The following is a 25,644-nucleotide window of genomic DNA, read 5'->3' on the forward strand; positions in this document are numbered from 1 at the left end:
TCAAGGTCATCAAGCGCATGGCCTACGGATTCCGCGACTCAGCCTATTTCTTCCTGAAGATCAAGGCCGCCTTCCCCGGAAAGGCGCGATGAACCTTTCTTTCGCCCTCGACAGGGGGAGGATTCCGGAGCTTTCAGTGCATCCCGGAGGCTGTGCGGGCGGTGGAGAGGTGCCCCGGCTTTCCCCGGCGCTGGTTTACCGCTACCAGGCGCAAGGGGCTAGTGCGGCCTCAGGGCTGGAAGCGGTAGCCGACGCCGGTTTCGGTGAGGAAGTGCACCGGCTGGGCGGGGTCTGCCTCCAGCTTCTGGCGCAGGCGGCCGACGTAAATGCGCAGGTAGTGGTTGCTGTCCGCATAGGCGGGGCCCCACACCTCGCGCATCAGGTGGCGATGGGTGAGCACCTTGCCGGCGTTGCCGGCCAGTACCGTGAGCAGGCGGTACTCGATCTTGGTGAGGTGCAGGGCTTCTCCGCCACGGGTGACGGTGCGGCGCACGAAGTCGACTTCCACGTTGCCAAAGGCGAGGCGGCCGGAGTTGTCCTCGTGGCGCACATGGCGGCGCACCAGCGCCCGCACCCGCGCCAGCAGTTCGGCAACGCCGAAGGGTTTGGCGAGGTAGTCGTCGGCACCTTCGTCCAGTGCGCGCACCTTGTCGTCTTCCTCGCCGCGGGCGGACAGGATGAGCACCGGCACATGGCTCCAGTTGCGCAGGTGGTGCAGCACCTCCATGCCGTCCATGTCCGGCAGGCCGAGGTCGAGCACGATGAGGTCGGCCTTGCGGGTGCCGGCTTCGATCAGGCTGCGCTCGCCGGTGGCCGCGGTAAACACCCGGTAGCCCTCGCCCTCCAGTGCGTTGCGCACCAGGCGGCGGATCTGCGGTTCATCCTCGACGACGAGCACGGTCACGTCCATGGCGTTCGATTCTACTCCGGCGCCTATCACTCTTCGCCTATGGCCGGCGGGTTGCCCAGCGGCAGCCAGAGCTTGACGCAGGCGCCGCCTCCGGGGCGGTTGCGGACCTCGATCTCGCCGCCGTGGGCGGCAACGATGCGCTGGCAGATCGCCAGCCCCAGGCCCATGCCGGGCACCGACGACTCCGGGCTGCCGCGCTCGAACAGTTCGAACATCCGCGCCAGCTTGCCCGGGGGGAAGCCGGGCCCGTGGTCGCAGACCTCGATGCAGGCGCGGCCGCCGGCCTCATCCACATAGGTGCCGATCTCGATGGGGGCGCCGGCGGGTGAATACTTGGCGGCGTTGTCGATCAGGTTGCACACCACCCGTTCCATCAGCACCGCGTCCAGCTCCACCAGCGGCAGATCGGGCTGCAGGCGGACCTTCGCCGGATGCTCGGCCAACTGCGGCTTGAGCAGGCGCAGGCTGGCGGCGATGAGGTCGTCGAACAACTGCCATTCGCGCCGCAGGCGGGTCTTGCCGGAATGCAGCCGCGCCATGTCGAGCACATTGTCCAGCAGGCCGCCGATGGCGCGCGCCTGGCGCAGCAGCGCCAGCGAGGTTTCCGCCGCCGCGGGGGGCAGCGGTTCGCGGGAGAGGTGCAGGCTGTCGGCCAGGCCGATCAATACCGTCATCGGCGTGCGCAGGTCGTGGGAAACGGCGGCGAGCACCGAGTTGCGAAGGCGTTCGGCGGCGATCTCCACCTGGCTGTTCTGTGCCAGCTGCACGTAGTGCACCCGCTCCAGCGCAGTGGCGAGCAGCGATGCCACTGCCTGCAGGCGCACGTTCTCGGCATTGCGCCCGCTTTCCTCCCAGGGGCCGTTCTCGTCCCCCTCGCTGTCCGCCACGTACAGCGTTCCCAGCGCGGTATCGCCCGCCTCCAGCGGATAGGCCCGGTTACCTGCCGGCGCCGGCTCCCGCGTACCGAGATGCAGCGTCACCAGGCGGCCGTGGCGGGCCGAGTAAGCCGCCAGCGCCGCATGCACCTGTTCCACGTTGGAGCTTCCGGCCAGTTCGCGGGCGAGTTCGTAGAGCGACCGGGTTTCGCGTTCCTGCAGCCCTGAGTGGGTGGCCTGGCGGCGCAGGCCATCTGCGAGCTGGGCGGTGACCAGGCCGACGGTGAGCATCACTACCAGGGTGACGACGTACTGCACGTCAGTGGGGATGAAGCCGAAGTGGGGTGGGACGATGACGTAGTCGAGCAGCACTACGTTGGCGCAGGCGGTGAGTACCGCCGGGCCGCGGCCCAGGCGCAGAGCGACGAAGAAAACGACGACGAGGAAGAGCATGGCGATGTTCGCCGGGTCCAGCAGGTGGCGCAGGGGCATCGCGGCCAGTACGGTGGCCAGGCTGGCGAGCAGGGCGACGCCCCAGGCACGGGCGCGCCTGCGCGGAGTGGGGGCGGACCGGCTCATTGCTGGAAAGGCATCGTTGGCGGGGCGGGCATGCGGCTAACGATAGCGCAGCGCCCGCGAGGCGCTGCGTAAAAAAGCCGTCAATTTAACGTTGTCGGTTTCATTCCTTGTCCCGCGGGCGCCGGTGCGGCGCGGTCCTGGCGGGGCACGGTCAGGATGTGGGGAGCTCGTCCAGCGCGCCGTCCAGGTGGTCCTGCACCGCCCAGGCGAGCATGCGCCAGCCGTCGCCGTCGTGCTCTATCCAGTTCAGCGCGGCGTTGGGGATGGCGAAGTCGCGCGCTGCCTGCAGCGGTTTGCCGGTGGCGAGACGGTGGGCGATGTCGAGTACGCCGCCGTGGGTCACTACCAGCACTTGCTCGCCGGGGTGGCGGCGGGCGATTTCGTCCAGCGCCTCACCGATGCGGCGGGAGAACACCAGCAGGCTTTCGCCGCCTCCGGGGAAGGCGAATTCCGGGGCGCGCTCCTTGAAGCGGCGATAGGCCTCCGGGTGCAGCGCGGCGGCTTCGTCGTAGGTCAGGCCCTGGAACACGCCGTAATGCCGTTCGCGCAGGCGGGGATCGTTCTGGATGGCGACGCCCTGGGCATCCGCCACCGCGGCGGCGGTGCGGCGGGCGCGTTCCAGGTCGCTGCTGTAGATCGCGGCAAAGGGCTGGGCGGCCAGGCTGCGCGCGGCGGCTGCGGCCTGGGCGAGGCCGTTGTCATTGAGCGGAATGTCGATGTGGCCTTGCAGACGGCGCTCGGTGTTCCACGGCGTTTCGCCGTGGCGCACCAGGCAAACCCTGCAGTGGCGCGGATTGCGGGGAGGAAAAACACTGTTCATCGGTAGGTGAATACCCTAGCTGTGCGGCACTTGGAGCCATTGAAATAATCCCGCCACCGCGGCGGTGAGGGCGCAGGCCGGTACAAGACGCGACACCGTCACGGTGCGGACTGACGTCCCCTCCAAAGGAGCCTCCCGTGTCGATCTTGCTGAGACTATCGCGGGCCATCGATCGTATCAACGAGTGGCTGGGACAGGGCGCGATGTGGCTGGTGCTGGCTGCGGTGCTGATCAGCGCCGGCAACGCCCTGGTACGCAAGCTCTTCCACACCAGTTCCAACGCCTTCCTCGAGATCCAGTGGTATCTCTTCGCCGGCATCTTCATGCTGGCGGCGGGCTACACCTTCCTGCGCAACGAGCATGTGCGCATCGACATCTTTGCCGGCCGGCTGTCGCCGCGAGGGCAGAACCTGGTAGACATCGTCGGCATCCTGCTCTTCATGCTGCCGATGGCCTGCCTCATCCTGTGGCTGTCCTGGCCCATCGTGATGCTGTCCATCCACTCGGGCGAGATGTCCTCCAACCCGGGCGGGCTGGTGCGCTGGCCGGTGAAGCTGCTGTTGCCGGTGGGCCTGTTCTTCCTGGTGCTGCAGGCCCTCTCGGAGCTGATCAAGCGTATCGCCTTCCTCACCGGGCAGGGGCCGAACCCGCTGGAGAGGCGGCGCGGGCCGAGCGCGGAAGAGGAGCTGGCGGCGGCGATCAAGGCGCGGGAGGCGACGCAATGAGCGCCTTTCTGATCGCCAACGTGGCGCCGTTGATGTTCGCGGCGCTGGTGTTCTTCCTGCTGTTCGGCTTTCCGGTGGCCTTCGCGCTGGCTGCTAACGGCATCCTGTTCGGCCTCATCGGCATCGAACTCGGCCTGCTCAGCCCGGCGCTGTTCCAGGCGCTGCCGGAGCGCATCTTCGGCATCATGGCCAACGACACCCTGCTCGCCATCCCCTTCTTCACCTTCATGGGGCTGATCCTGGAGCGCAGCGGCATGGCGGAGGACCTGCTGGACACCATAGGCCAGCTGTTCGGGCCGATACGCGGCGGCCTGGCCTATGCAGTCATCTTCGTCGGCGCCTTGCTGGCGGCCACCACCGGGGTGGTCGCCGCCTCGGTGATCTCCATGGGGCTGATCTCGCTGCCCATCATGATGCGCTACGGCTACGACAACCGGCTGGCGTCCGGCGTCATCGCCGCCTCCGGCACGCTGGCGCAGATCATCCCGCCGTCGCTGGTGCTCATCGTGCTGGCGGACCAGTTGGGCCGCTCGGTGGGCGACATGTACCAGGGCGCGCTGCTGCCCGGGCTGGTGCTCACCGGCATGTACATGCTCTATGTCTTCATCATCACTGTGCTGCGGCCGGCCCACGCACCGGCGATGCCTGCCCATGCCCGCACCATCCGCGAGGCGGACGGCGGCAGCGGCCTGCGCTCGCTGGCGGTGCTGGCGCTGATTGCGGTGGCGGTGGCATGGCTGTTCGCGCGCTGGTACGGCGAAGCGCGGGCGCGGGACGAGGTGGTGGTGGTCGCCGCGCTGGTAGGGATCGGCGCGGCCTTCGTGCTTGCCCTAGGCAACCGGCTGTTCGGGCTGGGCCTGCTGTCGCAGATGGCAGAGCGGGTGACCTTCGTACTGATTCCGCCGCTGGGGCTGATCTTCCTGGTGCTGGGCACCATCTTCATCGGCGTGGCGACGCCGACCGAGGGCGGCGCAATGGGCGCCGTGGGCGCGCTGGTGATGGCGGTGGCGCGCGGGCGCTTGTCCTTCTCGCTGCTGCGGCAGGCGATGGATACGACGGCCAAGCTGTCCTGCTTCGTCGTCTTCATCCTCATCGGCTCCACCGTGTTCGGCCTGACTTTCCGCGGCGTGAATGGCGACCTGTGGGTGGAGCACCTGCTGACCGCGCTGCCGGGGGGCGAGCTGGGCTTCCTCGTCGTGGTGAACCTCCTGGTGTTCGTGCTCGCCTTCTTCCTAGATTTCTTCGAGCTGGCCTTCATCATCGTGCCGCTGCTGGCGCCGGTGGCGGACAAGCTGGGCATAGACCTGGTGTGGTTCGGCGTGCTGATCGCGGTGAACATGCAGACCTCCTTCATGCACCCACCCTTCGGCTTCGCCCTGTTCTATCTGCGCTCGGTGGCACCGCCGGCGGTGAAGACCTCGCAGATCTACTGGGGCACGGTGCCCTTCGTCTGCATCCAGCTGGTGATGGTGGGCTTGATCATCGCCTTCCCCGGCCTGGTGTCCCACGACCACGGCCGGGCCGTTGGAGAGGTGCCGCCGCTGCAGCTGGAGTTGCAGGCCCCTGGCCAGGGTGCAGCGCAGCCGGCCGAGATCGCACCGGCGCAGGAGCAGGAGGGGCCATCCTCGGATCTGCTGAAGCAGTTGCAGGGCGGGCGCTGAAGGGCGCCGCTTGCGCCGGCCAGCGGCCCTGGCCGCTGGGGGCGTTCAGCGGTCGCGATAGACCGCGGCCCGCATCAGCAACATCGCCGTGACCGGGGAGCTGAGGATCACGCACAGGGTGATCAGCACCTCATGCACCACCGGCCGCTCGGCGATGGCGGACGACACCAGGATGGAGGCGATCAGCACGCAGCCGGCGCCCAGAGTGTTGGCCAGCGTCGGCGCGTGGATGCGGGCATAGAAGTCGCTCAGGCGCAGCAGGCCGAGCGCCCCCAGCAGGCCGAGCAGGCCGCCGAGCACCAACAGCGCAGCCGCCGGCAGCGCGATCCAGGGCGAGAGTTCGGCGCCGTTCATGGTTCGATCACCTCGCCGCGCAGCAGGAACTTCGCCATCGCGGTGGCGCCGACGAAGCCGAACAGACCGATCAGCAGCGCAATGTCGAAATACACCGTGGTGCCGAAACGTATGCCCAGCACCAGTGCGCCCAGCATGCCGTTGATATACACCGCGTCCAGCGCCAGCACCCGGTCCGGTGCGGCGGGGCCGATGATCAGGCGCACGGTGCCGAACACCATGGACAGCGCAAAGCACAGCGTGGCGAAATGGATCGCCCAGTCGAGGATTGCATTCATTCGAAGATCTCCATCAGGGGCCGCTCGTAGCGATCCTTGATCAGGCGTACCCAGCCCGCTTCGTCCTTCAGGTCGAGCACATGCAGGGTGAGTTCGTTGGTGTCGGGCGAGAGGTCCGTCCACACCGTGCCCGGCGTCGCCGTCAGGATCACCGCCAGCATTGCCAGGCCGTGGGGATCGCGCATGTCCAGCGGAATGCGTATGAAGCCGACATTAGGCTGGCGTTTAGTGGCGCCGAGGATGACTCCCGCCACCGCGATGTTGGAGCGGATGACGTCCATCAGCACATGCCATATCAGCCCGAACAGCAGATGGAGCCGGCGGGGCTGTGCCGCCAGCGGGCGCAGCCGGCGTATCGCCAGCGAGATCAGCATGGCGAACAGGGCGCCCAGCAACACCTGGCCGAAGCTCAGGGTGTCGTTCAGCAGCACCCAGGCGACCAGCAGGGCCAGCGGCAGCAGGATGCGGCCGGTCAATCGTCTCATTGGCCCGCTCCTTCGGCCTGCAGCACCGCGTCGATGTAGCGTTCGGGCGCATGCAGCGTGGCGGCCGTACCCTGCAGGTAATCCATCGCGGGTCCGGCAAGGGCCGCCAGTGCTACGCACAGCAGCAGCAGTGCCGCCACCGGACCGGCCTCGGCCACCTGCAGCCGTGGCGTACTGCGGGCGTTGCTCCAGAATACCCGGATGCCATTGCGCGTCAGCGCGATCAGCCCGGCCAGGCCGGACAGCAGCAGGGCCGCGATCAGTGCCCAGGAGCCCACCGGCGTGAGGCCAGCAGCGCCTTCCAGCGCGGCGGCGATCAGGCCGAACTTGGCGACGAAGCCGGACAGCGGCGGCAGCCCGGTGATCAGCAGTGCGCACATGACGAAGCTCAGCCCCAGGAAGGCCATCGCCGCCGGAATGGCGATGCCGACCACATCGTCCGGGCCGGTCGGATCGTCCGGGTCGGCCAGGCCGAAGGCTTCGAAGCTCACCGCCAGCAGATCGGCGCCATAGCTGCGGTTGCGTTCCACCATCTCGATCAGCATGAAGAAGGCGCCGGTGGCCAGCACCGAACTGCACAGATAGAGCAGCAGCGAGGGCGTGTACTGGTTGCCGAGCAGCCCAATGGCGGCGAGCAGGGTGCCGGAGGAGACGATGACCGCGTGGCCCGCCAGCCGCCCCAGCTGTTGCGCCGCCAGCATGCCGGCGGCGCCGGTGGCGATGGTGGCGAGGCCGCTGTAGAACAGCCAATCGCCGCCGAACAGCGGTGGCCGGCCGCCGGGTTCGAACAGCGTGCCCAGGCGCAGCAGCGCATACACCCCCACCTTGGTCATCAGCGCGAACACCCCGGCCACCGGCGCGGCGGCCGAGGAATACGCCGGCGTCAGCCAGAAGTTCAGCGGCCAGGCGGCGGCTTTCACCAGGAAGACGATGCCCAGCAGTACCGCGCCGATGTCGAACAGGCTGCGGTCGGCGCCGGTGAGGGCCGGCAGCTTGCGGGCGATGTCGGCCAGGTTCAGCGTACCGGCGACGCCGTAGATCAGCGCGGCGCCGAGCAGGAAGAGCAGCGAGGCGACCAGGTTAACCGCGATGTAGTGCAGCCCCGCCCGCACCCGCGCCGCGCCGGAGCCGTGCAGCAGCAGGCCGTAGGAGGCGGCCAGCAGCACCTCGAAGAAGACGAAGAGATTGAACAGATCGCCGGTGAGGAAGGCGCCGTTCAAGCCCATCAGCAGGAACTGGAACAGCGGCAGGAAATTCACTCCGGCGCGGTCCCAGCGCGCCAGTGAATACAGCAGCGTCATCAGCCCCAGCGCGGCGGTAAGCACCAGCAGCAGGGCGGAGAGGCGATCCACCACCAGCACGATGCCGAAGGGCGCGGCCCAGTTGCCGGCGGCATAGACGGCAATCTCGCCGCCCCAGGGCGAGTGCAGCAGCCCGCCGGCGATGCCGGCCAGCCACAGCGCCACGCCCAGTTGCGTCAGTGTGGCGAGCACCGCCAGCAGCGCGCGCAGCGGCCGCTTGCCGTCGTCGATCAGCACGATGGCGGCGCCGGCGATCAGCGGCAGCACCACCGGCAGAACGGGCAGATGGGCGGTCCAGCCACTCATAGGCCGGCTCCATCAGCGCGGAGAACGGGGACGGGGAAGGGCAGGCACAGCCTCATCGGTGTTCGCCCTCGCTGCCATCCACATGGTCGGTGCCGGCGAAGCCGCGCGAGGCCAGCAGCACCACCAGGAACAGCGCGGTGGTGGCGAAGCCGATGACGATGGCGGTGAGCACCAGCGCCTGCGGCACCGGGTCGGCATATTGAGCGACGTCGACCGCGCGGGTCGGGTCCAGCACCGGCGCCTGGTTCATGTTCAGCCGGCCCATTGCGAAGATGAAAAGGTTGACCGCGTAGGACAGCAGGGCCAGCCCCATGATGACCTGGAAGGTGCGGGGCCGCAGCAGCAGCCACACGCCGGAGCCGGTCACGACGCCTATCGCCATTGCATAGACGAGTTCCATTGATCACTCCTCGCCGGCGCGCGCCGGCTTGCGATGATGGGCGCGTAGCGACTGGTGGGCCAGTGCCACCAGCATCAGCACGGTGGCGCCGACGACCAGCATGTACACGCCGATGTCGAACAGCAGCACGGTGGAAATGTGTAGCTCGCCCACCAGCGGCAGGCTGCCGTGCCATGCCAGGCTGGTGAGGAAGGGCAGTGAGGCCAGCCAGGCACCGCAGCCGGCGGCAGCCGCGGCCAGCAGGCCGAGCGCGATCCAGTGCGGCGGATGCAGCCGGCTACGGGATTCCACCCACACCGTGCCGCCGACGATGTACTGCAGGATCACCGTGGTCGCCAACACCAGCCCGCCGACGAAGCCGCCGCCGGGGGCGTTGTGGCCGCGCAGCAGGAAGTACAGCGATACCAGCAGCGCCAGCGGCATCAGCAGCCGTACCAGCACCGCCGGCACCGCCATCGGCCCCGGCGGCAGCACCGCGTCGGTGTCCGGGGGCGGCGCGCTGTGTTCCTGCTGCTGCTGGGTCAGCTCCATGCTCTCCGGCGCCGGGCGGAAGCGGCGCAGCAGCGCGTACACGGTGAGGGCGACGATGCCGAGCACGGTGATCTCGCCCAGGGTGTCGAAGCCACGGAAGTCCACCAGGATCACGTTCACCACGTTGAGCCCACCGCCCAGCGGCAGCGCCTGCTCCAGGAAGAAGGGCGAGATGCCCTCGCCGGCCGGCCGGGTGAGCACGATGTAGGCCAGGCTGCCGAGGCCGCCGCCGGCCAGCAGCGCGATGCTGCGGTCGCGCCAGCGGCGCAGCCGGGTGGAGGTGGGAATGTCCGGCGCACTGGCGTCATTGCGCCGCGGCAGCCAGCGCAGGCCGAGCAGCAGCAGCACCACGGTGACGACTTCCACCGTCAGCTGGGTCAGCGCCAGGTCGGGCGCGGAGAACCAGGCGAAGGTGAGGCAGGTGGCCAGGCCGGTGCCGCCAGACAGTACCAGCGCCGCCAGGCGGTGGCGCTTGGCCTTGTAGGCGGTGCCCAGCGCGCAGGCGCCGCCCACCAGCCACAGCAGGGCGAAGGCGGGGTCGGGCAGGCCGGGGGAGGCGAGGGTCCAGCCGGCGCGATCGGCGGTCAGCGGCAACAGCACGGCGGCCAGGGCGAATACCACGATCAGCAGCAACTGCACCTGCAGCCGGCGGGAGACCAGGATGCGCAGCAGGCGTTCGGAACCGGTGCTCAAGGCCGTCTGCACGAAGTCGAAAGCGCGTTTGCCGTCCAGCCGCTCCAATAGCGGCACGGTGTCGGCGCGCCGGCGCAGCAGCAACTGGTAGAGCACGATGCCGCCGGCCAGCGCGGCCAGGCTCATCATCAGCGGCAGGTTGAAGCCGTGCCAGATCGCCAGGCTGTATTCCGGCGTGCTGGCGCCGAGGATGGACTGCGTGGCGACGGCGAGGAAGGGGCCTATGGTGTGGGCGGGGAACATGCCCACCAGCAGGCAGGCGAACACCAGCAGCGCGCTGGGCGCCAGCATCCAGCCCGGCGGTTCGTGCGGCGCGCGCGGCAGGTCGCGCGCCGGGCGGCCGAAGAACACGCAGTGGATGAAGCGCAGCGAGTAGGCCACGCTGAACATGCCGGCCAGGGTGGCGGCCATCGGCAGGCCGAGGCGCTGGAAGTCCGGGCGGTCGATGAACACCGTCTCGGCGAAGAACATCTCCTTGGAGAGGAAGCCATTCAGCAGCGGCACGCCGGCCATGGAGGCGGCCGCCACCAGCGCCAGCGTGGCGGTGATCGGCATCGCCCGGTAGAGGCCGGAGAGGCGGGTCATGTCGCGGGTGCCGGTCTCGTGGTCGACGATGCCGGCGGCCATGAACAGCGAGGCCTTGAAGGTGGCGTGGTTGATGATGTGGAACACCGCCGCCACCAGCGCCAGCGGGCTGTTCATGCCCAGCAGCAGGGTGATGAGGCCGAGGTGGCTGATGGTGGAGTAGGCGAGCACGCCCTTCATGTCGCGCTGGAACAGCGCCAGGTAGGCGCCCACCACCAGCGACAGCAGGCCGGCGCTGCCGACGATCCAGAACCAGGCCTCGGTACCGGCCAGCACCGGCCACAGGCGGGCGAGCAGGAACACGCCGGCCTTCACCATGGTGGCCGAGTGCAGGTAGGCGGAAACCGGCGTGGGCGCCGCCATCGCATGCGGCAGCCAGAAGTGGAAGGGGAACTGGGCACTCTTGGTCAGCGCGCCCAGCACCACCAGCGCCAGCGCCGCCGGATACCAGGCGTGGGCGCGTATCGTGTCGCCGGCCTGCAGTACCACGTCCAGGTCGTAGCTGCCGGCGATGTGGCCGAGGATCAGCATGCCGGCCAGCAGTGCCAGGCCGCCGGTGGCGGTCACCGTGAGCGCCATGCGGGCGCCGCGGCGGGCATCCACCCGGTGGTTCCAGTAGGCGATCAGCATGAAGGAGGCGAGGCTGGTGAGCTCCCAGAACATCGCCAGCTGGATCAGGTTGCCCGACAGCACCACGCCCAGCATGGCGCCCATGAAGGCGAGGAAGAAGGAGAAGAAGCGCGGCACCGGGTCTTCCGGCGACATGTAGTAGCGCGCGTACAGCACCACCAGCGTGCCCATGGCGGCCACCAGCAGGGCGAACACCCAGGCGAAACCGTCCATGCGCAGCGAGAATTCCAGTCCCAGCGAGGGGGCCCAGGGCACCGAGGCGCGCAGCACGCCTTCGGCCTGGATGTCTCCGTACAGGCTGGCGACCAGGACGGTGGTCGCCAGCGCGGCCGTGCCTGCCAGCCAGGCTTCCACGTTGCGGGCGTTGGCAGGCATGAAGGCGGCACAGAGGCTGCCGAGGAAGGGCAGCAGGATGATGGCAAGAAGCGACATGATGGCCCGATGGTAACCTGCGTCGCTCTCACGGAGTCGCTTTGCCGCAAAGGGTTCCCCCGCGGGCGGTTTCAGCCCGCGGAGGTGTCATCGCCCCCTATCGGTTTGGGGTGCCCCAGGCGCCGCCTTCATTGTCACCCCAGCCGCCACCGCCAGTCGGTGCTTCGATGCGGATGTCCTTTACGTCTACATCGCCGCCGCTGTCGAAGCTGTTGGTGACCATGCCGGGGTAAGCCAGCAGCAGGCCGACGACGATGACCTGCAGGATGATGAAGGGGATTACGCCACGGTAGATCTGCATCGTCTTGATCCCATCTATCCGCTTGCCGGTCACCCGGTCGACGAAGCTGTTGGTGGGTGCCACGCTGCGCAGGTAGAACAGTGCGAAACCGAAGGGCGGGGTGAGGAAGGAGGTCTGCAGGTTCATCGCGATCAGGATGCCGAACCAGACCAGGTCTATGCCCATCTTGTCTGCCACCGGGGCCAGCAGCGGGATCAGGATGAAGGCGATCTCGAAGAAATCGAGGAAGCAGCCGAGGATGAACACCACCGCCATGACGAAGAGCAGGAAGCCCATCTCGCCGCCGGGTAGCTTGTCGAACAGGTGCTCCACCCAATGATTGCCCTCCACCGCGGTGAAGGTGAAGCTGAAGATGGTGGAGCCCACCAGGATAAACAGCACGAAGCATGACAGACGGGTGGTTGACTCCAGCGCCTGGCGCAGCGTCTTCCAGTCCAGCCGGCGGCGCAGTGCCGCCATCAGCAGGGCGCCGACCGCGCCCATGGCACCGCCCTCGGTGGGCGTCGCGATACCGAGGAAGATGGTACCCAGGACCAGAAAGATCAGCGTCAGCGGCGGCACCAGGACGAAGGTCAGCTGCTCTGTCATGCGGGAGAGCAGGCCCAGACCGAGCAGGCGGTTCACCCCGGCCAGGATCATCGCCAGGATGGTACCCAGCGTCAGCGCCACGACGATGGTTTCGTCCCGCGGCGGGGCCACCTCGTGGCCGCGCATCCAGCTGGCCATCTCTGGATAATAAATGCCGAAGGCTACCGAAACGGCGGTGACCAGCAGGGTGAACGCCAGCAGCGAGCGCATGCCCGAACTGCCGTCAGGCTCGCGAAAGGTGCGGGCTTCCGGCGGCAGCGCGGGCACCATGGCTGGACGGAACAGCGCCAGCGCGGCGATGTAGAGGGCGTACAGGCCGATCAGGATGAAGGCCGGCAGGAAGGCGCCGCGATACATGTCGCCCACGCTCCGGCCGAGCTGGTCGGCAACCACGATGAGCACCAGCGAGGGTGGCACCGCCTGGGCAAGCGAGCCCGCCGCTGCGATGGCGCCGCTGGCAAAGGCACTGCTGTAGCCGTAGCGCATCATGATCGGCAGCGAGATCAGCCCCATCGAGATCACTGCCGCCGCCACGACGCCGGTGGTGGCCGCCAGCAGCGTGCCGACGAACAGCACTGCGAAGGCGAGGCCGCCGCGCACCGGACCGAAGACCTGCCCCACTGTGTCGAGCAGATCCTCCGCCATGCCGCTGCGCTCCAGGATCAGCCCCATCAGCGTGAAGAAGGGAATGGCCAACAGGGTTTCGTTCTGCATGATGCCGAACACCCGCAGCGGCAGGGCCTGGAACAGCGAGGAGGGCAGCAGGCCGAGTTCGATGCCGACGAAGCCGAACACCAGCCCGCAGGCGGCCAGCGAGAAAGCGACGGGGAAGCCGGAGAGCAGGAAGAGCAGAGCGGTCCCGAACATGATCGGGGCCAGGTTGGCGCTGAAGAACTCGATCACGGCTGCGCTCCTTCACCGGCGGTGGGCACGGTCTTGGGGAGCGCATGGCCGCCGCCGTCATCCTGGTCGCCTCCAGCCAGCGGGTCCGGCCCGTGGCCGGTGAGGAAGGCGAAGCGCTTGATCAGCTCGGACAGCGCCTGCAGCGCCAGCAGGCCGAAGCCCAGCGGAACCAGCATGTAGGCCGGCCAGCGGATGAGCCCGCCTGCGTTGGATGACATCTCGCCGGAGGCATAGGCGCCGGCTACGATGGGCCAGGCAAAGGTGGCCATGAAATAGCACATCGGCATGACGAAAAGCACGATGCCGCCGATATCCACCCACATGCGTATTTTCTTGGACCAGAAGTGCGACAGCACGTCGATGCGGACGTGGGCGTTTTCGAGGAAAGTGTGGCCGGCGCCGAGCAGGAAGACGGCGGCGAAGAGATACCACTGGATTTCAAGGAAAGCGTTGGAGCCGACGTTGAAGGCTTTGCGCGCGATGGCGTTGAGCGCGCTGATGAGGGTTGCGAACAGGATCAGCCAGATGAGGGATTTCCCGATCAGCCGGCTGATCCGGTCGATCTGTCGGGCAAGGGCGAGCAGGGTGTGCATGGTGTCGGGGGAGCCTGTATGCGGCCCGTCTCCGACGGTTCGCCGGCGGGCCGGGGATGAGTCGGCGTTGCAGGGTTGCTGCATATGCCGATGGCTTGGCGCGGCCGGCATCGGGCCGCGCCTTGGAGTGCTTGCTTAGAGCTTCTGCGTCGCCATGTACTGGTCGTAGCTGCCTTCGGCGACCGGCTGCCATTGGTAGGACTCGGAGAGGAAGCGCTGATAGTCGGGATAAATCTTCTTCCATGCCGCGTTCTTGTTCATCAGTTCGGCATAGACCTCGTTGCGCGCCTTGAAGGCGGCGTCCATCACCTCGCGCGGGAAGCGGTGCAGCTTGGCGCCCTGGGCGATCAGCTGTTTCAGCGCACCGGAGTTGCGGGCGTCGTAGCGCGCCTGGACCATGACGTGGGCGTCGGAGGCGGCCTGGCGGACGATGGCCTGGTACTCCTTGGAAAGCGAGTTCCACTGCTTGTCGTTGATGTACAGGCCGAACTGGGTCGCACCTTCCCACCAGCCGGGGTAGTAGTAGTGCGGCGCCACCTTGTGCAGGCCCAGGCGCAGATCGTCGTAGGGGCCGATCCACTCGGCGGCGTCGATGGTGCCCTTCTCCAGCGCGGTGTAGATCTCGCCGGCGGGGATGTTCTGCGCCACCGCACCCAGCTTGGCCAGCACCCGGCCGCCGAAGCCGCCGATGCGCATCTTCAGGCCGTTCACGTCGCCGACGGCCTTGATCTCCTTGCGGTACCAGCCGCCCATCTGCACCCCGGTGTTGCCCATCGGGAAGTTGACAATGTTGTACTGGGCGAAGAACTCGCGCAGCAGCTTCATGCCGTTGCCGTCGTACATCCAGGCCGTCATCTGGCGGGAGTTCATGCCGAAGGGGATGGCGGTGTCGATGGCGAAGGTTTCGTCCTTGCCAAAGAAGTAGTAGCCGCAGGTGTGGCACAGGTCCACCGTGCCCTGCTGCACCGCGTCCACCACGCCGAAGGCGGGTACCAGTTCGCCGGCCGGGTGGGTGGAAATCACGAACTTGCCGTCGGTTGCCTCGGCGACGTTCTTGGCAAAGACTTCGGAGCCGCCGTAGATGGTGTCCAGCGTCTTTGGGAAACTGGAGGCGAGGCGCCAGCGGATCTGCTGCTGGGCATGGACGATGGCGGGTGCGGCGCCCGCCGCGAGTACACCGGCAAGGCCGGCGTGCTTGATGAATCTGCGTCGTTCCACAGGGGTCTCCTTCGGTGGTGTGGCTCGAAATATATGGTTTCGAATTCTTGAGCCGTGACCGATTATAGGAGCCTCGTTTGGGCTCGATACCCTGGAAAACCCTAATAAAAACAGTAAGGTTGATGTAAGTTTTGTGTAGGTTTTTCCCTGCGACGGCTTTCCGGGAGCAAAGCGGAGAGCTCAGCGTGTCGACTGCAGGAAGCGGTCGGTGCTCGCCTCCGCCACGCTGAACCAAGCGTTCTGCGACTTCCGGTACTTGTCCCATTCGATGAAGATCTTTGCCCACGCCGGATTGCGGCCGGCCTCCTCGTTGTAGAGCTCGAAGGCGGCCTTGTAGGCGGCCCTCATGATCTCGTCCGGGTAAACCTGTAGCTTCACCCCATTGCCCAGCAACCGTGCTAATGCCTGCGGATTCTTGTCGTCGTAGGAGGCCATCATGGTGACGTTGGCCTCGTGGGCGGCGGCGCGAAAGGCTTCCTGGTAGAGCCTGGGCAGCTTGGCCCATTCACCCTTGTTCACGAAAAAGGTGATGGCCGGACCGGGCTCCCACCAGCCGGGGTAGTAGTAGTGCGGCGCCACCTTGTAGAAACCTAACTTCTCGTCGTCATAGGGACCGACCCATTCGGCGGCGTCTATGGTGCCTTTCTCCAGGGAGGGATAGATGTCGCCGCCGGCGATCTGCTGTGGAATCGCGCCCAGGCGGGCGAACACCTCGCCGCCCAGCCCGGCGATGCGGATCTTCAAGCCGTTCACATCGCCCACGGTCTTGATCGGCCGACGATACCAGCCACCCATCTGCACCCCGGTGTTGCCGCCAAGGAAGGACAGCACGTTGTAGTTGCTGAAGAACTCGTCCAGCAGTTGCTGGCCACCGCCGAACATCATCCACGCGTTCATCTGCCGGGCATTGAGGCCGAAGGGCACGCTGGTGCCGAAGCCGAAGGTCTTGTCCTTGCCCACGTAGTAATAGGAGCAGGTGTGGCACAACTCCACCGTGCCCTGCTGCACCGCGTCCAGCGCCTGTAGCCCGGGCACGATCTCCCCGGCGGGAAAGACACGGATGTCGAACTTGCCGTCCGTCATCGCCCGCAGGCGGTTGGCCAGCACGTCGGCGCCGCCATAGATGGTGTCCAGGCTTTTGGGAAAGCTGGAGGTGAGGCGCCACTTGATCTCCGGCAGGCCGGCTTGCACGGCGGGTGCCGCTGGCGCGGCTGCTTCCTCTTTCTTGGCGCAGGCTGCGAGGCCGACCGCAGCGCCCGCGGCCAATCCGGCACCGGCTTTCGTCAGGAATGAACGGCGTTCCACGATCTCCTCCAGCTGGATTTGGTTATGGGATGCGCGGCCGATTATAGGCGCCGCAATCCCGCGCGCCTGCTGGGAAAACCCTATCCGGGAGAGCCCTTAGGAGAGAACGGAAAAGGAAGCGGCGAGGCGCTCCCGGGCGCCTTGGAGCGGAGGGAAGGGGAGGGCTCGGGCTGGGCGAAAGGCCAGCGCAAGCGCGCGGGTGGGGCGGGCAGCGAAGGGCTGCGGAGCAGGTTCGCTGCCGGTCCTGGCAGCCCTTCCCCCGTCAGGCGTTGGGAGAAGGGAGAAAGCGGGAGAGGGAGGAGCGATTCAGCGGCCGGCGATCTTCATGCGGTCGATCAGCACCGAGCCGCAGTGCTTGGCGCCGCGGGGCAGGGCGTCGTTGCCGATGGCGACGATGCCGCGGAACATGTCGCGCAGATTGCCGGCGATGGTGATCTCTTCCACTGCGTGCTTGATCTTGCCCTTCTCCACCCAGAAGCCGGCGGCGCCGCGGGAGTAGTCGCCGTTCACGTAATTCACGCCGTGGCCCAGCAACTCGGTGACCAGCAGGCCCTTGTCCATCTTGCGCAGCAGGCCGGCGAGGTCGTCGCTGCCGGCGGACACCCGCAGGTTGTGCGAGCCACCGGCGTTGCCGGTGGTCTGCATGCCCAGCTTGCGGGCGGAGTAGCTGGAGAGGAAGTAGCCCTGCAGCACGCCGTCCACCACCACGTCGCGGTCGCGGGTGGCCACGCCTTCGCCGTCGAAGGCGCTGGAGCCGAAGGCCTTCTTCAGGTGCGGGCGCTCGGCGATGCTCACCACCGGCGAGAAGACCTGCTGGCCCAGGCTGTCGAGCAGGAAGGTGGATTTGCGATACAGCGCGCCGCCGCTCACCGCCTGCACGAAGTTGCCGAGCAGACCGACCGCCAGCTGCGCCTCGAAGATCACCGGCACTTCGCAGGTGCGTATCTTCTTCGCGCCCAGCCGCGCCAGCGCGCGCTCGCCGGCCAGGCGGCCGACGTCTTCGGCGCTCTGCAGGTCGGCGGCCTCGCGGCGGGAGTCGTACCAATATTCCCGCTGCATGGCGTCGCCCTCGCCGGCGATCACCGAGCAGGACAGGCCGTGGCGGGTGGTGGCATAGCCGCCGACGAAGCCGTGGCTGTTGGCGGAGATGAAGTGCGACTGCTGCACCGAGACGTTGGCGCCTTCGGAGTTGCTGATCTTCGGGCTGACGGCGAAGGCGGCCTCCTCGCTGCGGCGGGCGAGGGCGATGGCCTCGTCCACGCTGATGTCCCAGGGGTGGAAGAGGTCGAGGTCGGGGAACTCGGTCGCCATCAGTTCGGCGTCGGCGAGGCCGGCGCAGGGGTCGGGCGCGGTGAAGCGGGCGATGGAGAGGGCGGCATCCACCGTGGATTTCCATGCCGCCTTGGAGAAGTCGGAGGTGCTGGCGTAGCCGCGCTGCTGGCCGACGTACACCGTGACGCCTATGCCCTTGTCGCGGTTGTACTCGATGGTGTCCACCTCGCCCTTGCGCACCGCCACCGACTGGCCGAAGCCTTCCGACACGTCGGCCTCGCTGGCGGTGGCGCCGCGCTTCTTCGCGTACTTGACGATGTCGGCGGCAATTTCGCGCAACTGCGCCTGGGAGAAGGAAAAGCCTTTGTCGGACATGGGCGGGAGACCGGTTGGCAAAGGCTATAATCTTACCCCGATCACGCCTGCCGCCGCTTCGCCGGCGCCTTTCCACGATGCATCCCCACTCCGACGCCGACCGCAACCCGCAACTCGACGAAGACGACGCTTACCCGGAACCGCCGAGCAAGAGCAGCCGCAAGCGCGAGATGCATGCCCTGCAGGACATCGGCCGCCAACTGGTCGAGCTGTCGCCGGAGCGGCTGCGCAAGGTACCGATGCCGGAAGAACTCTACGACGCGGTGCGCGATGCCCAGCGCTTCACCAAGCACGAGGCGCGCCGCCGCCAGCTGCAGTACATCGGCAAGCTGATGCGCGCCATCGACCCGGCGCCCATCCAGGCCCAGCTGGACGCCTTCAACGGCGTCTCCGCCGCCGAGGTCGCCAAGCAGCACCGGCTGGAGCGGCTGCGCAGCGACTTCATCGAAGACGAAAAGGTGATCGCCGCCATCGCCGAAGCCTTCCCCGGCGCCGACCTGCAATACCTGCGCACCCTGCGCCGCAATGCGCTGAAGGAGCGCGAGCAGAACAAGCCGCCCAAGGCTTTCCGCGAGATCTTCCGCGTGCTGCGCGACCTGGAGGAGGGCGCCGCCGGCGAGGCGGACGAAACCGCGGACGACGACCACGACCCGGAGCAGGCATGAGCGGCGAACACATCACCATAGGCGTGGTTTCCATCAGCGACCGCGCCTCCGAAGGCACCTACGAGGACCAGGGCATTCCGGCGCTGAAGGATTGGCTGGGCAAGGCGCTGAGCTCGCCCTGGAGCGTGGAATCGCGGCTGATTCCGGACGAGCGCCCCTTGATCGAGAGCACGCTGGTCGAGCTGGCCGACCGCGCCGGCTGCGCGCTCATCCTCACCACCGGTGGTACTGGCCCGTCGCCGCGCGACGTCACCCCGGAAGCCACGCTGGCGGTGGGCGACAAGGAGATGCCCGGCTTCGGCGAGGAGATGCGCCGCATCAGCCTCAACTTCGTGCCCACCGCCATCCTGTCGCGCCAGGTGGCGGTGATCCGCGGCAACAGCCTCATCGTGAACCTGCCCGGCCAGCCCAAGTCCATCCGCGAGACGCTGGAAGGTGTGCGGGATGCGGATGGCAGCGTGCGCCACGTCGGCATCTTCGCCGCCATTCCCTACTGCATCGACCTCATCGGCGGTCCCTACATCGAGACCGACGAGACGGTGATCAAGGCCTTCCGGCCGAAGAGCGCGATCAGGGCGAAGTGAGCGGCGGGCGAAGCATTGCTTTCGGATATCCCGTCCGGAAGAGCGATGGAACGTGCTCCACGGCCTCAGCCCGCCGCCCGCCTCACTTCGGCACGATCCGCACCACCCGCCCGTTGCCCCGCGCCTGCGGCACCGCCGCGGCCAGCTGCCGGCGGCGCTCCAGCTCCCGCCACCAGGCGCGCATGCCCAGCAGCGCGGCAAGGACGAGGGCGTAGATCGCCGGTTCCAGCACGTCCGCCTTCACCAGCCACCAGAAATGCACCACGCCCAGGATGGCGATGGCGTAAGTGGAGCGGTGCAGCGCCTGCCAGCGCCGGCCGCCGAGGCGGCGCACCGCCAGGCGGTTGGAGGTGAGCGCCAGCGGCAGCATCAGCACCAGCGCGGCGAAGCCGACGGTGATGAAGGGGCGCTTCAGGATGTCGGCGGCGATGGCCGCCCAGTCGAAGAACTGGTCCAGCCACAGATAGGTGGCGAAGTGGGCCAGCCCCCAGGCGAAGGCGAACAGCCCCAGCATGCGGCGCAGCCGCAGCAGCCAGTGCAGGCCGGTGAGGCGGCGCAGCGGCGTTACCGCCAGGGTGATCAGCAGCAGGCGCAGCGTCCAGGTGCCGCTGGCGTGGGTGATGGTTTCCACCGGGTTGGCACCCAGCGTGTCAGCCTGCCAGCCCAGCAGCAGCTGCAGGGCCGGCAGCAGACAGAGCAGGAAGACGAGCAGCTTGATTGCCGTAATGGCGGCAGCCGGCGGTGTGCGCAGGCTGGGTTTCAGGGGCTTCTCCCTTTCGATCGATGCCATTGCTTCCTCGGTGGCGGGTACGGGCGCCCGCGCTCAGTAATTCGCCTTCAGATCCATGCCCTGGTACAGGCCGGCGACCTGTTCGCCATAGCCGTTGAACATCAGCGTCGGCCGCTTGCGCAGCTCGCCGATGCGGCGCTCGGTGGCCTGGCTCCAGCGCGGGTGGGCCACCTCCGGATTCACATTGGAGTAGAAGCCGTATTCATCCGCCGCCGCGCGGTTCCATGAGGTGCGCGGCTGTTTTTCCACCAGGCGGATGGCGACGATGGACTTGGCGCTCTTGAAGCCGTACTTCCACGGCACCACCAGCCGCACCGGCGCGCCATTCTGGTTGGGCAGCACGTCGCCGTACAGGCCCAGGGCCAGCAGCGTCAGCGGGTGCTGCGCCTCGTCCAGGCGCAGGCCTTCCACATAGGGCCAGCTGAGCACCGGCCGGCGCAGCATGATGGCCGGATCGTAGTGGGTGACGAACTCCACGTACTTGGCGCTGCCCAGCGGCTCTACCTGCTTCAGCAGCGCCGCCAGCGGCAGCCCCACCCAGGGGATCACCATCGACCAGCCTTCCACGCAACGCAGGCGGTAGATGCGCTCCTCCAGCGGCGCCAGCTGCAGCAGCTCCTCGATGCCGAAGGTGCGCGGCTTGCCGGCCAGGCCCTCGACGCGCACGGTCCAGGGCTGCACCGACATCTTGCCGGCGTTCTCCGCCGGGTCGCTCTTGTCGGTGCCGAACTCATAGAAGTTGTTGTAGGTGGTGACCGCCTTCAGCGGCGTCTTTTCCTCGCTGGTGCTGAAGGGCGAGGGCGCATAGGCTGGCAGCCGGCTGGCGGCCTGGCCGCTGCGCGGCAGCGCGGCCCACAGGGCGGCACCGGCCAGCGCGCCGCCGGCGCCGACGAGGAAATGGCGGCGCTGCTCGAACAGGGAACGGGGGGTGATCTCGGAGGGCGAGATGTCGGCAGGGCGTTTGATCAGCATGTCGGGGCCGTTGGGATGTGGTGCGGTCTTGGTGGCCGCTGTGTTTGAGACGATATCAGCGACGGCGGGTTCAGCGCCGGCACGGCGGCGGGTGCCCGAGGCCAGTGGCGCCGGGTGGCAAGGCGGGGATGCGGTGAGGGCATGTTCAGGGCGCCAGTTGCCGATACACCGCATCTGCCACCGGCAGCAGGGCGGCGCGGGGCTGGCGGGCGGAGAGGGCGTAGGCGAAGCCGTTCTCCGCCCAATAGAACACGCTGATGCCTTCTTCCTCGGCGAACCGGAAGCTGGCAGCTGCGCCGTTGCCGGAGCCGGCCGCGCTGACGTACAGCGTCAGCCGTTGGCCGGTGGCGTTGTCGTACATGAACTGGGCGCCGGGGCCGGCTTCGGCGGCGAGCAGGCGGCCGCCCATCAGGTGGTAGCCCAGGGGGCCGAGGTCTGGCACCCGCAGGGGCGTGCCCAGGCGCTTGGACAGCCAGGCGACCAGATGCTGTTCGTTGTCCGCGCCCACCTCCACCGGGTGGCGTTGTTCCGGGGTATAGACCGCATGGGCGACGGCGGCGCGGCGCGGCAGTTCGATCAGCGCATCCGCCGGCTGGGCGTGGCTGTCCGCATGGCGGGCGCCGCCGGGGGCATTCCAGCCGGGAGCGTTCCACGTTGCGCCCAGCACCGCGCCCAGGGCCAGCCAGCCGAGCGCGGCGGCCGCCCGCAGCGGGCGCCAGCGTCCAGGGGTGGCGGCGGCGCGCAGCCTTGCCGGCACGGCTTCCGCCAGCACCGGGTCGAAGGCGGCATGCAGCCGTGCGTTCTGCTGGCGCCAGGCAGCGAGCGCGGCCGCTTCCTGCGGATGTTCGGCGAGCCAGGCTTCCACCTCGGCGCGGCGCGCAGCTTCCAGGCGGCCGTCGGCCCAGGCGTGGAGGTCGTCTTCGCTGATCGGGGCGGGCTTCATTTCACGATCTTCAGGTGGGCGGGCAGGGTTTCGCCTTCCGCCAGCAGGCCGCGCAGGCGGCCACGGGCGCGGGAAAGGCGCGACATCACGGTGCCGGGCGGGATGCCGACGATGCGGGCGGTTTCCTCGTAGCTCAGGTCTTCCAGGCCGACCAGCAGCAGGATTTCGCGCTGGTCGGCTGGTAGCGCCTGGAGGGCGCGGCCGAGGTCGCGCAGTTCCAGGCCGTCGCTCTGCGCTGGGGCGACCGGCGTCTCCGGCAACTCGGCCGCGTCGCGGTATTGCAGCCGGTTCTCGGCGGCCAGCTGGTTGATGAAGACGTGGTGCATGGTGGTGAGCAGCCAGTTGCGCAGATTGCCGGGGCGCCACAGCCGCCACTTGTTCAGCGCCCGCTCCAGCGTGTCCTGCACCAGGTCGTCGGCGCGGGTGGCGTCGCCGGTCAGTGCGCGGGCGTAGCGGCGCAGCCGCGGAATCTCGGCGAGCAGGGCGTCGGTGGAGGGCATGGGCGGCTGGGGTGGCTCAGTCCGCGCTCAGGGCCGCGCCAGACGCCATACGCCCATCGCGCCGTCGCCGGTACGGTCGCCGGGTTTCTGGTCCTTCACCCAGCGGTAGAGCGGCTTGCCCTTGTAGGCCCACTGGCGGCTGCCGTCGTCGCGCGTCACCGGCTTCCAGTCATCCCGCGCCATGGCGGAGGCGGGCGCCATCAGCGGCGGCCAGTTCATCGCGCACTGGCCGTTGCAGGCGCTCTTGCTGGCGTCGGCGGGGTCGCGGTCGAAGGTGTAGAGGCTCATGCCGTCGGCGGTGACCAGGACGCCGTCGCGGGCGCTGGCGGGGGCGGCATGCATGGCGTCGTGCATGCCGCTGCCGTGATGCTGCTCGTGCATGCTGCTGCAGCCGGCGAGCAGGGCGAGGCTGGTGGTGAGAAGCAGGGAACGGGTCGGGCTCATGGCGTTACTCCTCTTGGTCAGGGGTAATGCGTAAACAGCCGGCGAGCCGCGATTATTCCCGCTCCTGCCGTTTTTTTCCGTCTCCCGCTACCTCAGTTGCCCGGCCGGGGGCATTCTGTCGGGGCGTCAACGCGGGGGATCCAGCCTTTTCCCAGGCAGAAGCGGAACAGCGGCCCGGTCATGGTGGTGGACAGCACCGCCAGGGTGATCAATGCGGCGTAAGCGTGTTCCGAGATCAGGCCCTGGTCGCGCAGGATGGTGGCGGCGACGATCTCCATCAGCCCCTTGCACTGCAGCAGGGCACCGACCGCCAGCGCTTCGCGGCGGTCGAGGTCGGGCGAAGGGGGATAGAGGATGACCGCGCCCAGCTTGGTGAGCACCGACAGGGCCAGCAGGCCCAGCGAGGCGACCAGCGAGCTCCAGGTGAGGGCGTCGCCGTCGATGCGCAGGCCGCTGTGGCCGAAGAACAGCGGCGCGAGGCCGAACAGGGCGACACGGCCCAGTTGCTCCGGCGGCAGCAGGCGTACCCACTTGGGCGCCATCATGGCGCCGCCGAAGTAGGCGCCGAGCAGGGCGTGCAGGCCCAGTTGGGAGCTGGCCCAGGCGCCGCCGGCGAGGTAGAGCACCGCCATCGCCCAGATCATCCAGCGCGGCGGCAGGCCGTCGCGCTTCTGCGCGCGCATGCCGCCCACGGCCAGCGCCACCAGGATGCCCACGGCGAGCAGTTCGGTGCCGTCCCAGTTGCTCAAGGCGGCGCTGCCATTGGCGGCGAACAGCAGCAGGGCGAGGCCTATCCACAGCACGGCGTCGTCTATCACTGCCACGCCGAGGGCGACCTGGCCGTAGGGGCGCTGCAGGGGATTGAGCTCGCGCACGATGCCGATCAGCACCGGCAGGGCGCTTACCGCGACGCAGAGGCCGATGGCGAGCGCGCCCAGCCAGCCTTCGCCGCGGGGCGGCGTCCAGCCGGGAAGCTGGTTGAAGTGGTAGTAGGCGGCCAGGGCGCCGACGACGAAGGGCAGGGCCAGCGCCGCCGCGGCGCTGGTAGCCAGCCGTGAGATCGGCAGCGACGGGCTGCGGGCAGTCTGCTCCTCGTCCGACTGGCGCATCTCCAGGCCGGCGCTGAAGGCGAGCAGCAGCACGCCTATCCAGCCGAACTGGTCGCCCAGGGCGGAGGGGACGCCGAGCGAGGTGGGTTTCAGGCCGGCGGCAGCAAGGCCGAGGCCGATGAGGATGGGCAGGACCGCGAGGGGAACCGAGCGGCCGAGAAGGCGCCAGACGGCCCAGGGAACAAGAACGAAGATCAGCGCATCGGCGATGAAATCGAACAGGGGGGGCATGTTTCATCTCCCCGGGATTCGTTGATCGGACGGGCACCTTAGCACCGTTTTTTTTCGCACTGCAACATTGCGCCGGTCTCGGCGGCCATGAAAATTCGCTAGAATCGAGGGCTTCCGCCCGTACCTGCCAAGAGCTTCGCCATGACTGCCTCAATCCGGATTCATATCGACGACGTCCGTATCAAGGAGATCAAGGAACTCGTTCCGCCCGCCCATGTGCTGCGCGAGTTTCCGGCCACTCCCAAGTCGGCGGAGACGGCGTTCGCGGCGCGCAGCGCGATCCACCGCATCCTCTACGGCGCCGACGACCGCCTGCTGGTGGTGATCGGCCCCTGCTCCATCCATGACGCGGATGCCGCGCTGGAATATGCCCGCAAGCTGAAGCTGGAGGCCGACCGCCTGCAGGACGACCTGCTCATCGTGATGCGCGTCTATTTCGAGAAGCCGCGCACCACCGTCGGCTGGAAAGGCCTGATCAACGACCCCTACCTCGATGGCAGCTTCGCCATCAATGAGGGCGTGCGCCTGGCGCGCAAGCTGCTGTGGGAAGTGAACGAGCTGGGCCTGCCGGCCGGCACCGAATTCCTCGACATGATCACGCCGCAGTACATCGCCGATCTCATCAGCTGGGGCGCCATCGGCGCGCGCACCACCGAGAGCCAGGTGCACCGCGAGCTGGCCTCCGGCCTGTCGTGTCCGGTCGGGTTCAAGAACGGCACCGACGGCAATGTGCGCATCGCGGTGGATGCGATCAAGGCGGCGCAGTCGCCGCACCATTTCCTCAGCGTGACCAAGGCCGGCCACTCCGCCATCGTGTCTACCCGCGGCAACGAGGACTGTCACGCCATCCTGCGCGGCGGTAAGGCGCCCAACTACGACGCCGCCAGCGTGGATGCCGCCTGCAAGGAGCTGGCCGCCTCCGGCGTGCCGGGCAAGGTCATGATCGACTTCTCCCACGCCAACAGCCAGAAGCAGCATCAGCTGCAGGTGGCGGTGGCGCGCGACGTCGGCGGCCAGATCGCGGCCGGCGAAGACCGCATCATCGGCGTCATGGTCGAATCCCACCTCAAGGAAGGCCGCCAGGACCTCAAGCCGGGCGTGGCGCTGGAGTACGGCAAGAGCATCACCGACGCCTGCATCGGCTGGGAAGACAGCCTGACGGTGCTGGACGTGCTGGCCGAAGCGGTGCGTAACCGCCGCGTGCGTCGGGCGGCGCCTGAGGTGGAGTAAGCCCCTTGCGGCCAGTCCGCGCAGCAACGCAAAAGCCCGCCCCGCAGCGGGCTTTC

At 68.1% G+C, this 25,644-nt stretch carries 25 protein-coding genes; 5 read left to right on the forward strand and 20 right to left on the reverse strand.

Going from position 1 to position 25,644, the window contains the following annotated elements; genetic code table 11:
• Positions 1-229: 229 nt before the first annotated feature.
• The 3 genes from kdpE to C7389_RS20890 form a co-directional block, all read right to left on the reverse strand.
• Positions 230-910, reverse strand: coding sequence for a two-component system response regulator KdpE (gene kdpE, locus C7389_RS20880; protein ID WP_133594599.1), 681 nt, complete (start codon positions 908-910; stop codon positions 230-232).
• A 26-nt stretch (positions 911-936) separates the two neighbouring features.
• On the reverse strand, positions 937-2,364 hold the full coding sequence (locus tag C7389_RS20885) for an ATP-binding protein (RefSeq protein WP_133594600.1): 1,428 nt from the start codon (positions 2,362-2,364) through the stop codon (positions 937-939).
• Between the two features lie 151 nt (positions 2,365-2,515).
• Positions 2,516-3,184, reverse strand: coding sequence for a histidine phosphatase family protein (locus C7389_RS20890; RefSeq protein WP_133594601.1), 669 nt, complete (start codon positions 3,182-3,184; stop codon positions 2,516-2,518).
• Between the two features lie 137 nt (positions 3,185-3,321).
• Here C7389_RS20890 and C7389_RS20895 point away from each other — a divergent pair, with 137 nt between their 5' ends.
• A complete protein-coding gene (locus C7389_RS20895; protein WP_133594602.1) occupies positions 3,322-3,909 on the forward strand; it encodes a TRAP transporter small permease subunit in 588 nt (195 codons plus the stop codon).
• On the forward strand, positions 3,906-5,570 hold the full coding sequence (locus tag C7389_RS20900) for a TRAP transporter large permease (RefSeq protein WP_133594603.1): 1,665 nt from the start codon (positions 3,906-3,908) through the stop codon (positions 5,568-5,570). Before C7389_RS20895 ends, C7389_RS20900 begins: the two co-directional genes overlap by 4 nt.
• A gap of 45 nt (positions 5,571-5,615) precedes the next feature.
• On the opposite strand, the gene mnhG is transcribed toward C7389_RS20900, so the two are convergent.
• From mnhG to pmbA, 11 genes are all read right to left on the reverse strand, one after another.
• On the reverse strand, positions 5,616-5,924 hold the full coding sequence (gene mnhG, locus C7389_RS20905) for a monovalent cation/H(+) antiporter subunit G (protein ID WP_133594604.1): 309 nt from the start codon (positions 5,922-5,924) through the stop codon (positions 5,616-5,618).
• The gene (locus tag C7389_RS20910; RefSeq protein WP_133594605.1) at positions 5,921-6,202 is read right to left on the reverse strand and encodes a K+/H+ antiporter subunit F; all 282 of its coding nucleotides are present in this window, start codon (positions 6,200-6,202) and stop codon (positions 5,921-5,923) included. The genes mnhG and C7389_RS20910 overlap by 4 nt, the downstream gene beginning before the upstream one ends.
• The gene (locus C7389_RS20915) at positions 6,199-6,687 is read right to left on the reverse strand and encodes a Na+/H+ antiporter subunit E (RefSeq protein ID WP_133594606.1); all 489 of its coding nucleotides are present in this window, start codon (positions 6,685-6,687) and stop codon (positions 6,199-6,201) included. The genes C7389_RS20910 and C7389_RS20915 overlap by 4 nt, the downstream gene beginning before the upstream one ends.
• Entirely contained in the window at positions 6,684-8,294 is a 1,611-nt protein-coding gene (locus C7389_RS20920; protein ID WP_133594607.1) for a monovalent cation/H+ antiporter subunit D, read from the reverse strand. The genes C7389_RS20915 and C7389_RS20920 overlap by 4 nt, the downstream gene beginning before the upstream one ends.
• 52 nt (positions 8,295-8,346) lie before the next feature.
• On the reverse strand, positions 8,347-8,694 hold the full coding sequence (locus tag C7389_RS20925; protein ID WP_133594608.1) for a Na+/H+ antiporter subunit C: 348 nt from the start codon (positions 8,692-8,694) through the stop codon (positions 8,347-8,349).
• Positions 8,695-8,697: 3 nt separating this feature from the next.
• Positions 8,698-11,565: a monovalent cation/H+ antiporter subunit A gene (locus tag C7389_RS20930; RefSeq protein ID WP_133594609.1), complete on the reverse strand. Its 2,868-nt coding sequence runs from the start codon at positions 11,563-11,565 to the stop codon at positions 8,698-8,700.
• A gap of 97 nt (positions 11,566-11,662) precedes the next feature.
• Entirely contained in the window at positions 11,663-13,357 is a 1,695-nt protein-coding gene (locus tag C7389_RS20935) for a TRAP transporter large permease (protein WP_133594610.1), read from the reverse strand.
• Positions 13,354-13,950 carry a TRAP transporter small permease subunit gene (locus C7389_RS20940; RefSeq protein ID WP_133594611.1) on the reverse strand — a complete coding sequence of 199 codons (597 nt, stop codon included), beginning with the start codon at positions 13,948-13,950 and terminating at the stop codon, positions 13,354-13,356. The genes C7389_RS20935 and C7389_RS20940 overlap by 4 nt, the downstream gene beginning before the upstream one ends.
• A 135-nt stretch (positions 13,951-14,085) precedes the next feature.
• Positions 14,086-15,168, reverse strand: a complete 1,083-nt coding sequence (locus C7389_RS20945) for a TRAP transporter substrate-binding protein (protein WP_133594612.1) — start codon at positions 15,166-15,168, stop codon at positions 14,086-14,088.
• Positions 15,169-15,348: 180 nt separating this feature from the next.
• Entirely contained in the window at positions 15,349-16,473 is a 1,125-nt protein-coding gene (locus C7389_RS20950; RefSeq protein WP_133594613.1) for a TRAP transporter substrate-binding protein, read from the reverse strand.
• A gap of 306 nt (positions 16,474-16,779) precedes the next feature.
• Complete coding sequence (pmbA, locus tag C7389_RS20955; protein WP_133594614.1) at positions 16,780-18,120, reverse strand: metalloprotease PmbA; 1,341 nt, start codon at positions 18,118-18,120, stop codon at positions 16,780-16,782.
• A gap of 77 nt (positions 18,121-18,197) precedes the next feature.
• On the opposite strand from pmbA, the gene yjgA reads away from it, so the two are divergent.
• A complete protein-coding gene (yjgA, locus tag C7389_RS20960; RefSeq protein WP_133594615.1) occupies positions 18,198-18,785 on the forward strand; it encodes a ribosome biogenesis factor YjgA in 588 nt (195 codons plus the stop codon).
• Positions 18,782-19,369: a molybdopterin adenylyltransferase gene (gene mog, locus C7389_RS20965; protein ID WP_133594616.1), complete on the forward strand. Its 588-nt coding sequence runs from the start codon at positions 18,782-18,784 to the stop codon at positions 19,367-19,369. The genes yjgA and mog overlap by 4 nt, the downstream gene beginning before the upstream one ends.
• An 82-nt stretch (positions 19,370-19,451) precedes the next feature.
• On the opposite strand, the gene C7389_RS20970 is transcribed toward mog, so the two are convergent.
• From C7389_RS20970 to C7389_RS20995, 6 genes are all read right to left on the reverse strand, one after another.
• A complete protein-coding gene (locus tag C7389_RS20970) occupies positions 19,452-20,159 on the reverse strand; it encodes a protein-methionine-sulfoxide reductase heme-binding subunit MsrQ (RefSeq protein WP_133594617.1) in 708 nt (235 codons plus the stop codon).
• A 33-nt stretch (positions 20,160-20,192) separates the two neighbouring features.
• Positions 20,193-21,131: a protein-methionine-sulfoxide reductase catalytic subunit MsrP gene (gene msrP, locus C7389_RS20975; protein ID WP_133594618.1), complete on the reverse strand. Its 939-nt coding sequence runs from the start codon at positions 21,129-21,131 to the stop codon at positions 20,193-20,195.
• A gap of 145 nt (positions 21,132-21,276) precedes the next feature.
• A complete protein-coding gene (locus C7389_RS20980; protein WP_133594619.1) occupies positions 21,277-22,074 on the reverse strand; it encodes an anti-sigma factor family protein in 798 nt (265 codons plus the stop codon).
• On the reverse strand, positions 22,071-22,574 hold the full coding sequence (locus C7389_RS20985) for an RNA polymerase sigma factor (RefSeq protein WP_133594620.1): 504 nt from the start codon (positions 22,572-22,574) through the stop codon (positions 22,071-22,073). The genes C7389_RS20980 and C7389_RS20985 overlap by 4 nt, the downstream gene beginning before the upstream one ends.
• A gap of 27 nt (positions 22,575-22,601) precedes the next feature.
• Entirely contained in the window at positions 22,602-23,018 is a 417-nt protein-coding gene (locus C7389_RS20990; protein ID WP_133594621.1) for a COG4315 family predicted lipoprotein, read from the reverse strand.
• Positions 23,019-23,110: 92 nt separating this feature from the next.
• Entirely contained in the window at positions 23,111-24,358 is a 1,248-nt protein-coding gene (locus C7389_RS20995; protein ID WP_133594622.1) for a cation:proton antiporter, read from the reverse strand.
• Positions 24,359-24,499: 141 nt separating this feature from the next.
• Here C7389_RS20995 and aroG point away from each other — a divergent pair, with 141 nt between their 5' ends.
• Entirely contained in the window at positions 24,500-25,588 is a 1,089-nt protein-coding gene (aroG, locus tag C7389_RS21000) for a 3-deoxy-7-phosphoheptulonate synthase AroG (RefSeq protein ID WP_133594623.1), read from the forward strand.
• Positions 25,589-25,644 lie beyond the last annotated feature (56 nt).

Source organism: Azoarcus indigens, assembly GCF_004361735.1.
Taxonomy (GTDB): domain Bacteria; phylum Pseudomonadota; class Gammaproteobacteria; order Burkholderiales; family Rhodocyclaceae; genus Azoarcus; species Azoarcus indigens.